General features: G+C 40.2%; 9 protein-coding genes. 8 read left to right on the forward strand and 1 reads right to left on the reverse strand.

What is annotated here, in order from left to right; all coding sequences use genetic code 11:
• From J6O61_RS06700 to J6O61_RS06735, 8 genes are all read left to right on the forward strand, one after another.
• Nucleotides 1-759 (forward strand): hypothetical protein (locus J6O61_RS06700; RefSeq protein WP_292211141.1); only part of this gene is annotated, 759 nt, incomplete at its 5' end.
• 69 nt (nt 760-828) lie between these two features.
• The gene (locus tag J6O61_RS06705) at nt 829-2280 is read left to right on the forward strand and encodes an O-antigen ligase family protein (protein WP_292211143.1); all 1452 of its coding nucleotides are present in this window, start codon (nt 829-831) and stop codon (nt 2278-2280) included.
• Nucleotides 2264-3160, forward strand: a complete 897-nt coding sequence (locus tag J6O61_RS06710; RefSeq protein ID WP_292211146.1) for a glycosyltransferase family 2 protein — start codon at nt 2264-2266, stop codon at nt 3158-3160. The genes J6O61_RS06705 and J6O61_RS06710 overlap by 17 nt, the downstream gene beginning before the upstream one ends.
• Nucleotides 3161-3213: 53 nt before the next feature.
• Nucleotides 3214-4323, forward strand: a complete 1110-nt coding sequence (locus tag J6O61_RS06715) for a glycosyltransferase family 2 protein (RefSeq protein ID WP_292211148.1) — start codon at nt 3214-3216, stop codon at nt 4321-4323.
• 6 nt (nt 4324-4329) lie between these two features.
• Nucleotides 4330-5538, forward strand: a complete 1209-nt coding sequence (locus J6O61_RS06720; RefSeq protein WP_292211151.1) for a glycosyltransferase — start codon at nt 4330-4332, stop codon at nt 5536-5538.
• Between the two features lie 3 nt (nt 5539-5541).
• Nucleotides 5542-6375 carry a DUF4422 domain-containing protein gene (locus J6O61_RS06725; RefSeq protein ID WP_292211152.1) on the forward strand — a complete coding sequence of 278 codons (834 nt, stop codon included), beginning with the start codon at nt 5542-5544 and terminating at the stop codon, nt 6373-6375.
• 12 nt (nt 6376-6387) lie between these two features.
• A complete protein-coding gene (locus tag J6O61_RS06730; RefSeq protein ID WP_292211153.1) occupies nt 6388-7923 on the forward strand; it encodes a lipopolysaccharide biosynthesis protein in 1536 nt (511 codons plus the stop codon).
• Between the two features lie 7 nt (nt 7924-7930).
• Nucleotides 7931-8929 carry a hypothetical protein gene (locus J6O61_RS06735; RefSeq protein ID WP_292211154.1) on the forward strand — a complete coding sequence of 333 codons (999 nt, stop codon included), beginning with the start codon at nt 7931-7933 and terminating at the stop codon, nt 8927-8929.
• Between the two features lie 5 nt (nt 8930-8934).
• On the opposite strand, the gene J6O61_RS19725 is transcribed toward J6O61_RS06735, so the two are convergent.
• Nucleotides 8935-9621 carry an acyltransferase family protein gene (locus J6O61_RS19725; RefSeq protein WP_442861699.1) on the reverse strand — a complete coding sequence of 229 codons (687 nt, stop codon included), beginning with the start codon at nt 9619-9621 and terminating at the stop codon, nt 8935-8937.
• Nucleotides 9622-9633 lie beyond the last annotated feature (12 nt).

The following is a 9633-nucleotide window of genomic DNA, read 5'->3' on the forward strand; positions in this document are numbered from 1 at the left end:
ATCATGATACTGTTGGGAACATTCATGCTGACCTTCATGCTGACCGCTTTATGGTTCCTGATTATCGAAATGCTCGACCGCACTTTACGTGACCGTATGCGTTCTGAGCGCATCACCCAAATACCTGTCATGGGCTGTTACCCCAAGGAGAGCAATCTTCGCTATCGTCGCTTCAACAAGACCATTGCCGACATGGCCATGAAGCAACTTAGCAAGGCATTACTGCCCCATTTCCAGGAAGGTCAGCAGAATGTATTGAATCTGATTTCTACCGACTCCGGCAGCGGCAAGAGTTATTTGGCTCAGGAGTTGGAGAACTATTGGATTTCTATCGGTTTACAAGTGCGCCGTCTGACATACGATGAAGACTTCTTGGCAGAAGACAGCAAGTTCATCATGGCTAAGGACATCAAGGATCTCTGTCCCGATATCTTGCCAGACGAGATTGCAATCATTGAGTATCCAAATCTGGATGAGAACTCCATCTCTCCTGCCTTGTTAAATATGGGTACTGTCAACTTGATGGTTACCCGTGCTAATCGTACCTGGAAGGATGTTGACCAGAAAGCATTGAAGGAAGTACAGGCCATGTTGGATGAGGAGCATAAGGATACCCTCTTCATGTATCTGACTGAGGCCAGCCGCTATGCCGTTGAGGAGTTTGTAGGCCAGTTGCCGCCTTACACCAAGTTCAACAACTTTGTCTATCGTATCTCCCAGTTAGGCTTGACTGCTACAGAAAACGAACATGGAAAGTAAATGACAAGTGCGTTCAAGACATACGCTAAAGACAACGGAGGAAGAGTCTCGTTACTCCTCCTCCTCTTTGTGGTAGCCATATATGAGTTAATTACCGCAGGATTTGCTCCTTTTGCCATCATTTGTGCTATCCCTCTTTTAGTTTTAATAGTCATCGCCATATTCAACTACCGGATGTCTGCTTTTTGGGCATTGATTGTCATCAACTACATCGTTATTTGGCACAGTGCTCCGCTGCCACAAGGCATTCCGACCTCACTTTATAATGAGGCAATAGAAATCGTACTACTTACTATAGCCATTATTGATATTAAAGAAGCGAGATTCGAACGTTGTGCTAATATCATGCTATTTTCACTGATAATTTGGTGTGGATTTTGCACATTAGAGGTACTTAATGACACCTGTGGAATCGGCATTAATGTGGGGGCGTGGTATACAACAGCCCGTTCTATTGCATATCAATTGATGTATGCATTCTTGGTCTTCACATTATACATTTCAAATCCGAAAATATTAATTAAATATTTATACGTATGGGGGGGATTGGCCTTATTTGCCGCATTTTGGGTATGGAAACAAAAATACATTGGTTTTACAGATGCTGAGAATATTTGGCTACAAGGACGTGGACGCTCGACACATATTCTATATGGAGGAACTTTGATTCGATATTTCTCCATATTTAGCGATGCTGCCAACTTTGGTATCGGAATTGCCTCAACTGCCGTTGCGTTCATCATCTTTGGAATTACCAGTAGAATCAAAAAGTATAAATACTTTTTTCTCATCACTGGAGCAGTATGTGCCTGGGCAGTATTCCCATCTGGCACCAGAACAGCAATAGCCTGCCTTATCGCAGGATTTATCATTTACATTTTCTTGTCAAAATCTTTCAAGATAGCAATTCCTATTACTATTGCATTTACGCTATTTATTTTTATCCTGGCATTTACAGATATAGGTAATAGTAATCAGTCTATTCGACGTATGCGTTCTGCATTTGATAGAAATGACGCGTCAGCCAATGCCCGCACTATTAACCAAACAGCTATGAAGAAATACTTAGCTGAAGCCCCTTGGGGCATTGGTATGGCAGTAGGCTATAAAAATATACCAGCAAACAACAAATATACATTTATGGCAACAGTCCCCCCCGACTCTGAATATGTCTTTATTTGGATTCATACGGGTATTATCGGTATCACTATCTTTTTGATTTGTACAGCCATCATGATTTTCGGAGCTTGCTGGATAGTTCTATTTAGACTAAAGAGTCCATCCCTAAGGGGTATTGGAGCAGGTTTCTGTTGTGCGATGGTATCCCAACAATTAGGAGGATATGGCAACCAGGTTCTCATGCAGTTTCCGAATTGCCTCGTTTTCTATGGTGGTTTAACCATTGTCTATGTACTACCTTATATTGAAAACGAATGGATTGAATACGAAAACAAACAACTTGCCATACAAGAAGAAAAGAAACGCCTAAAATTAGAGAAGAAGCGTGCATCGAGAGTGTAACTTTGAACTTTCTATTATCACGATTAATTTCAATGGGTTGGAAGACACCTGTGAGTTAATTGAGACATTACCTTTAGACGATGCGTCGATAGAGGTACTCGTGGTAGATAATGCTTCTAAGGCAGACGAGGCCACCCTCATTGCGCAACGTTATCCTCAGGTCAAAGTTATCCGAAGCCCCCAAAACCTCGGTTTTGCCGGTGGCAACAACTTAGGCATCCAAGCCGCCCAAGGCAAATACTTGTTCTTTTTGAACAATGATACGATTAGACAACAGACATCAGACATCAGACATCTCATCAATCGTTTAGAAAGCTCGCCAAAGATTGGCGCAGTATGTCCGAAGATACGCTTTGCGTGGGGTAATCATCCCATTCAATTTGCAGGCTATACCCCACTCTCTTCCATCACCATGCGTAACCATTCCATTGGTTTTGGCGAGGAAGACCATGGACAATATGATACTGCTCATCCAACCCCTTACGTTCATGGGGCTGCCATGATGGTTAAGCGGGAAGTGGTTGAAAAGGCAGGACTGATGCCCGAATGCTATTTTCTCTATTACGAAGAGTTAGACTGGTCAATGATGATTCGCCGGACGGGATATGATATCTGGTATGAGCCCGCCTGCACCATCTATCATAAGGAAAGCCAGTCTACTGGTCAGAATAGTCCTTTACGGACTTATTATATTACTCGTAATCGATTACTATTTGTACAACGGAACAATCCGACATTCTCTCGATATTTATCCTATGGCTATCTCATTGGGATGGTAGCAGTCAGGGATATGTTAAAGTATTGCATCCACCGTCGCCCCGATTTGGCAAAAGCGACCATCAAGGGCATTCATCACTTTATAAAAGCATCAGCATCATGACATTCTGGTATATTTTTACCATCATAGACTGGATCTTGTTTATCCTCATCTCAATGACAGTGTTGTATTTGGGAGTATTTGCTATTACCTCTCTCTTCGTCCGGCATAGTGAAACACCAAAAGCGAAGAAGCAGAATCGCTTTATCGTACTGATCCCATCTTATAAGAGTGGCAGAAGTTTGGAGATGACGGTCAAATCGATTCTTGGACAGAGTTATTCCCAACGTCAATTCGATGTAACCGTTATTGCCGATCATGAGGACGAGATGACCATGTTTCATTTGGCGCAACACCCCATCACCTTACTGACTCCGAACTTTAGGAGACAATCCAGGACAAAATCCCTGCAATTAGCCATTAACAACTTGCCTCAATTCAAGATTTATGATGCTGTTGTCATCTTAGAAGCAGGCGATGTAGTGGAACAGGAATTCTTAGAGCAGGTGAACGATGCCTACGAGGCAGCAGGCACCAAAGCCATTCAAACACATAAGTTGTCTTTGAATCGTGACACAACACCTGCTCGTCTAAGTGCAATATTTGAGGAAATCAACAACTCTATCTTCCGCCGTGGTCATATCAGCATAGGCTTACCCGCAGCATTGGCCAGTTCCGGTATGGCGTTTGAGTTCAACTGGTTCAAGGACTACATCCAAAAGGCCAAGGCACATTGGGCAGACAAGGAATTAGAAGCCATGCTGACCCGTCAGCATATCTATGTCGATTATTTCGACAAAATCTCTGTTTATAATGAAAAAGCCCGTCAGGCTGAGGATTTCAACCGTAAGCACCGTAGTTGGATATGGACCCAGTTTCGCTCTATTCTCAGAAATATCCGTTATTTGCCTGCCGCTTTGATCAACCGTCATTATGACCTCATTGACAAGTTGTTGCAATGGATGCTGATACCACGAATGATTATGATGGTAGTCATCATCATCATGGGTATATTAGTTCCCTTCATCTATATGACAGCAGCCTTAAAATGGTGGGCGCTCTTTGCTATTGTACTATTGATTTTTGCCATTGCCACCCCCAACTATCTGGTGGATGACAAATGGGACAGTACCTTCTTCAAAATTCCAGTTGTGTTTCTTAGTTCTTTTTTGAATAAATTCAAGTTAGGCAGGAAATTCAACGATATGATTGATCTCAAAAACTAACAACCTATGATTTGGCATCTTATCCATATCATTGATATCATCTTATGGGTATTGATGGCGGCTTCCGTCTTCTATATTCTTTTCTTTGCCTTGGTTTCTACATTATGGAGAAGACGCGTGTCCGAACTGACATCATACCTGACCGACAAAGCATTGTCCATGCGCAAAAAAGAATATTTTTCCTACCTGATTCTTTACCCTGCCTACAATGAAGACCGTGTCATTGTCCCCTCTGTCCGCCAATTCTTAGGGCAATACTACCCGTATGAAAACTTTCATGTGGCAGTCATTTCCGACCACATGCAGCCTGAAACCAACCAGCAATTGCATGAATTGCCCATTACCCTGCTACAGCCTGTTTTCGAGAAGAGCAGCAAAGCTAAGGCTATGCAATATGCGATTGACCAAATAAAAGAATACTATGACTTTGTGATTATTCTTGATGCCGATAATGTGGTGGATTCTCACTTTTTGGAGCAATTGAATGAAGAGTGTGCCAAAGGGTATAAGGCTATCCAGTGCCACCGCTGTGCCAAGAACAACAACAACGACATTGCTGTGCTTGACGGTGTCAGCGAGGAAATCAACAACACCATTTTCCGTAAAGCCCACAATCGCATAGGTTTGTCTTCAGCCCTGATTGGTTCCGGCATGTGCTTTGACTATAAATGGTTTAAGAACAATGTCCATAAGCTTAGCACTGCCGGTGAAGACCGTGAATTAGAAGCACTTCTACTCAAGCAGAAAGTGTATATCCATTACGAATCTAACATCCACGTCTTTGACGAGAAAGTCAGCAATAAAGACAATTTCCAAAAGCAACGTCTGCGCTGGATGACGGCCCAGATACAGAGTTTTTTCAATCTGCTGCCCTACATTCCCCATGCTATCATGACTTGCAACCTTGATTTTATCGACAAAACCATTCAGCAAGCACTCATTCCCCGTTCCATGCTGGTCATTGCAACGTTTGGCCTATCCATTTTGATGACTCTCGTTTCCTTGTTCTTTGACAACCTTTGGTATGTCAAGTGGTGGTGTTTGTTCTTGGCAATCTGTATAGCCCTTTATATTGCAACACCTAGACAGTTGCGTAGCCATTCTGTTTTTGGAAAGATTCTCTCTCTACCCGTACTTGTATGGAGAATGGTCATGAACATTCTCAAGATTGACCGCAAAAATACCGACTTTATTCATACCACACACGATAAATAAAAGATGAAGAATATAATTATTTTTATCTGCGCTCATAAAAAGGTTCCCCTTCCCCCGCACCCATACTTCTTACCTATTCAAGCAGGTGCTGCACTACATGAAACCATTCCTGGTTATCAACCTGATAGCGAAGGAGAGAACATCTCATCCAAGAATCCTCATTTCTGCGAACTGACCTGTCATTATTGGGCATGGAAGAATCTTAAGAATGTTGATATCGTTGGTCTCAACCATTACCGTCGTTATTTTGACTTCCAGCGCAAGTGGCCCCAGTTCTCTGCAGATAAGCACTTCATCAAGACAGAAGAATTCTTCAGCCATCCTTATCAATTCCCTGACTTGGAAAAGCTTTTGAAGAAATACGATATTATTCTGCCTGTTGCCCGCCATTGGCGAGTGAGCAACACGCAGCAATATGCCGACTACCATATTGCAAAAGACTGGGAGATGCTACGCCAAATTATTAAAGAACGCTCGCCACAATATATACCAGCTTTTGAAAAATCTATGGACCATTCCAATATTTCTGTTGGTTATAATATGTTCATCACTCACTGGAAGCATTTCGATGAGTACTCTAAATGGCTTTTCGACATTCTATTTGAGGTTGAGCGCCGTGTCCCCCCTATTGACGATCCTGTCCAAAGCCGTATCTATGGCTATATGAGCGAACGACTCATTAATGTCTTCTGCGAACATCATCACCTACACATCAAACATATTCCATTGATTATGCCTTTAGATGGATATAAAATGGGATTAAACATATCAAACCCACACTGGTGTTGGCGAATAGCCATGAATGACCTACGATATAAGCTTCATCAAATTCAATAAAAGATTGTAGTTATGGGAGAAAGAGTAAAGAAAAGCATTTTAAATGCGGAAGTAAACCTTATATTCTACTTCCTAACCTTATTTCTTGCTTTCTTCTCTCGAAAGATATTTCTCGAATTCCTCGGTACCGAGTTCATTGGACTAACAGGAACGTTAAATAATATCCTTGGATATTTAAACCTGGCAGAATTAGGAATAAGTGGCAGTATTGGCTATCTTTTATACAAACCGTTACAACAAAAAAACAAGGCCGAAATATCTGAAATTCTTTCTGTTTTTGGTTATCTTTATAACTGGATAGGTCTTATAATTCTTTTTGCAGGTCTCATCATCAGCCTCTTTTTCCCATGGATTTTTGCCAAGACAGCCTTAGGTCTTGGCATCGTGTACTTTTCTTTCTACTCCATCCTTGGTTCATCACTCATCGGCTATTTTATTAACTATAGGCAAATTCTCCTGTCTGCAGACCAGAAAAACTATCTTGTTGCAATATATTTTCAATCAGCAGGCCTAGTTAAAACTGTGATACAGATAGCATTAGCATATACATACAAGAACCTTTACGTCTGGGTTTTGATAGAATTCTTGTTCGGCATTATAGGATGCATCATTCTTAATTTGAAAATAAATAAGGAATACCCCTGGTTGAGTACTAACAAATTGAAAGGAAAAAATCTTTGGAAGAAATATCCCAACATCATCGTATATACTCGACAAATATTTATCCATAAAATTAAAGATTTCATTCTGTATAAAAGCGATGAACTTTTCATCTTTCTCTTTGTTTCCCTAAAAATGGTCGCCTTTTATGGTAATTATACGCTTATCGCTACAAGAACGGGACAACTATTTAGTTCTGTATTAGGAAGTATACAGGCCAGCATCGGCAATCTTGTTGCAGAAGGTAACAAACAAAAAATTATCAAAGTCTTTTGGGAACTTACAACTATCAGGCATTTTGTAGCAGGTTTCCTATGTTTTTCCATTTATCATTATATTGAACCTTTTATCAGCATTTGGCTGGGTGCAGAATATCTTCTCCCGCGAAACATCCTTATCCTACTTGTCATTTCCATATATATCGGAACTTCGCGAGGCAGTGTCGACATGTTCAATGCAACACATGGCCTTTTTGCTGACACATGGTCTGCTTGGGCAGAACTATTTATGAATGTAACAATAACACTCATTGGTGGTTATCTTTGGGGTATCAGCGGCATTTTGCTTAGTAAAGTTATTACAACTTCCCTTATTGGTTTAATTTGGAAACCGTACTACCTTTTCCATTCCGCGTTCCATTTACCCTATCTAAAATATTGGGGCGGTGCAATACGTAACTATATTGTATCTATATTTAGTTTTGGGACTACACACTTAATATTGGCCATATGGGACTGTCATGCTGATGAGGGTTATCTTCAATGGATAGCATATTGTGCTGCAGGTACATTCATCTATCTCATTATCAACTTCACTTTAATATACCTTTTCTGCAAAGGAGCAAAAGACTTTTTTTCACGAATCTGCAATATCATTCATTTCAAATAAAAATTCCATGAATAGGATTTCGTTATCAGACCGACTGATTATCAAAGGTTTTAACCAAGCACGAAAAATACATACTACGCTTTGGGGGACATTCCATCCCCAAAAGCCTCAAGCAAGTGATAATCCTGCATTCTCTAACAAACGGATACATGACTTGCTCTGTTCTGAACGCCCATGCATGATAGGACGTTTTGGATCAAACGAAATTGAGTGTACTGTATTTGCAAGAAATCGCATGTATTATAAATATGACCTACTGAACTATGCACGCGGCAAGAGTGACATATGGTGGTATCCCGATAATCTCATAGAGAGGATGTATAACAATGCAGGTTTTTTCCTTCCTATAGACAAGCAATTTGATCTATTCGGTAAAGAAATGATAGCAGCCATGCCACTTGTTGACGTTTTAGGCTCATGGTGCAAAGAAGAGAGTTACTTTTCAAAAGAACTGTCAAACGCGACCTTCGTAGACCTAGAGCTGCTTAATCCTTTATGGGGAAGCGACACCGAACCTTGGACAACGGCATTGGAAGGTAAAAAAGTTCTAGTTGTTCATCCATTTACTGAAACTATTCAATCACAATATGCCAAAAGAAATTTAGTTCATAAAGATTCAAGAATTCTGCCAGAGTTTACCTTGCAAACCCTCAAGGCTGTACAATCTATCACGGGAGTAAAGCCCAACGGATTTGAAACATGGTTTGATGCTTTACATTACATGGAGAACGAAATTGATAAGCACGACTATGAAATCTGTATCATCGGATGTGGAGCCTATGGTTTTCTCTTGGCGGCACATTGCAAACGTCAGGGGAAGAAAGCAATTCACCTTGGTGGAGCAACCCAATTGTTGTTCGGCATCAAAGGCAAGCGTTGGGAGAACCCTAACTATGGTTTTAACGGGACAAGTTATAGCCGTTTTTTTACACCTTATTGGGTGAGACCATTGCCTGAAGAAACACCAGATCAAGCACAAAACATAGAAGAAGGCTGCTATTGGTAACGTGCTTAATCCTTATGTTTCCCTTGCCACGTAATCAAATCTTTCTGAGCAGTAAAATATGGAAGAAATCTGACTAATAAAGGAACTAAAATAAAATATAGACTCATAAGAATAATAAAAATAACCCACCAACTATCTAACGGTGTGTTATACAAAACATAACGAAACAGGTCCAAAATGAAATAATGAGTTGATAAAATAATTAATGAATAATGTCCCCAAAATGTTAACATAGGAACTTTACCAAAACATTTACATAATAAAAGCACTGAGAGACTACCCAAGATGCCACAAGGATATAATGTAAGAACATTGGCGAACTTATTAAAATTAAATTCCGAATTGCGCGAAAAAAAATAAATAAACAAAAAAGATATCATAACAAAACATAGCACAAAAACAATATTATGCTTCCTATCTGAAATGATATCAGTTCGTTTTACTAAATATCCAAAGAAAAAGAAAGGGATCCCTGTTAATGCCGAATCTAAATTGCAATATAGATTTATAGAGAAATAACTTAATAGAAGTCCAACGGCACCGATCAGAACAGAAAACAATAACAAAGACACCTTAGAATCATTTATTCTCCATATAATACAAAATAATATATTAACTTGAAATAGACAGAGCAAGAACCAAATAGGGCCATTGGGATACAAACCCTCTTTAAAATAGAATGCTGTCGCTATCTGAAAAAAAGA

This window comes from Butyrivibrio sp., from assembly GCF_017635265.1.
Classification (GTDB): Bacteria; Bacillota; Clostridia; order Lachnospirales; family Lachnospiraceae; genus Butyrivibrio.

Coding starts and splice junctions, on each gene's coding strand:
- J6O61_RS06720 (WP_292211151.1), top strand. CDS start 4,330: ATGATTTGGCATCTTATCCATATCATTGATATCATCTTATGGGTATTG.
- J6O61_RS06730 (WP_292211153.1), top strand. CDS start 6,388: ATGGGAGAAAGAGTAAAGAAAAGCATTTTAAATGCGGAAGTAAACCTT.
- J6O61_RS06715 (WP_292211148.1), top strand. CDS start 3,214: ATGACAGTGTTGTATTTGGGAGTATTTGCTATTACCTCTCTCTTCGTC.
- J6O61_RS06735 (WP_292211154.1), top strand. CDS start 7,931: ATGAATAGGATTTCGTTATCAGACCGACTGATTATCAAAGGTTTTAAC.
- J6O61_RS06725 (WP_292211152.1), top strand. CDS start 5,542: ATGAAGAATATAATTATTTTTATCTGCGCTCATAAAAAGGTTCCCCTT.